Origin of the sequence: Motilimonas sp. E26 (assembly GCF_021278025.1) — a bacterium.
Taxonomy (GTDB): domain Bacteria; phylum Pseudomonadota; class Gammaproteobacteria; order Enterobacterales; family CBDFNC01; genus Motilimonas.
Genome location: NZ_JAIBHJ010000073.1, coordinates 1 through 1298, shown reverse-complemented (window position 1 = coordinate 1298; position 1298 = coordinate 1). Strand labels below are relative to the sequence as shown.

The window sequence follows — 1298 nt, the reverse complement described above, 5'->3', positions numbered from 1 at the left end:
GACAAAACTGGACTGCAATTTACCTTTACTGCACAAACCCTCGATCCCGAAACATTTGAGATCACTGAGTTTTCCGGTAAAGAATCCCTCTCGGATCCTTTTTCATTTGTTTGCCAGCTTGCCAGCCGTAATAGCGATCTCAGCGCCAATGATGTGGTCGACAAAACCGCCACCTTAACCGTGTGGCAAGACGGTGAGCGCCAACGTGATATTCATGGCATTGTTAGCCAATTTAGTGTCGGTGACACTGGCCACCATCACACCCGTTACACCCTGACTCTCACCGCCAGCATGGCGCGTTTGGCATTAAGACAAAACAGCCGTATCTTTCAGCAGCTTAATGTTGCTGAAATCATCAGCATTATCTTGCAAGAAATGGGCATTACCGATTACGCCTTTGCACAAAAATACACGCCCACCACTCGTGAATTTTGTGTGCAATACCGCGAAACCGATTTAGCCTTTGTGCAACGCTTAGCCGCGGAAGAAGGCTTGTTTTATTATTTTGAGCATGGCAAAGACAAACACACGGTTATTTTTGCTGATAACTCCCAATCAATGTTCACCTACACTCAGCCCGTGCCTTACAACGCCAACGCCGGCGGCTATTTTAAAGGCCCGTTTATCAGCGGGTTTCGCCTGCAAAGCCAAATTCGCCCTCATAATGTGCAGCTAAAAGACTACAGCTTTAAAAAACCAGCCTACCATTTTTTACAAAATCAACACGCCACTGGCCTTGATTTTCAGCGCAGCGATTATGAACACTATGACTACCCCGGTCGTTACAAAAACGACGCCAGCGGTAACATGTTCAGCACCGCACGCCAGCACTATTTAACCCGCGACAGCATACAAGCCACGGGCACCAGTAACTTACCTATCCTATGTGCCGGGCTGCGCTTTGACTTAACCGAGCACATTAACGTCAGCCTTAACCGTGATTGGCAAATCGTGCAACTGCAGCACAGCGGCACCCAGCCCCAAGCCCTTGAAGAAGCTGGCGGCGAAGGCCTCACTCAATATCACAACCAGCTCACCGTGATCCCCGCCGACCGTCAATGGAAGCCGCAGCCCGATGCTAAACCACGGGTTGATGGTCCACAAATCGCCATTGTTACCGGCCCAGAGGGTGAAGAGATATTTTGTGATGAGCATGGTCGCGTTAAGGTGCAATTTCCGTGGGATCGTTACTCCAACAATGACGAAAACGCCAGCTGCTGGGTACGCGTGTCTCAAGGTTGGGCCGGCACCCAATACGGCATGATGGCCATCCCACGTATTGGCCACGAAGTGATTGT

1 protein-coding gene is annotated in these 1298 nt (G+C 50.1%); it reads left to right on the top strand.

Features of this window, described 5'->3' with window-relative positions:
* Positions 1 to 1298, top strand: a 1298-nt coding sequence (gene tssI, locus K1M91_RS21165; RefSeq protein WP_232804242.1) for a type VI secretion system tip protein TssI/VgrG, incomplete at both ends; no start/stop codon positions are given.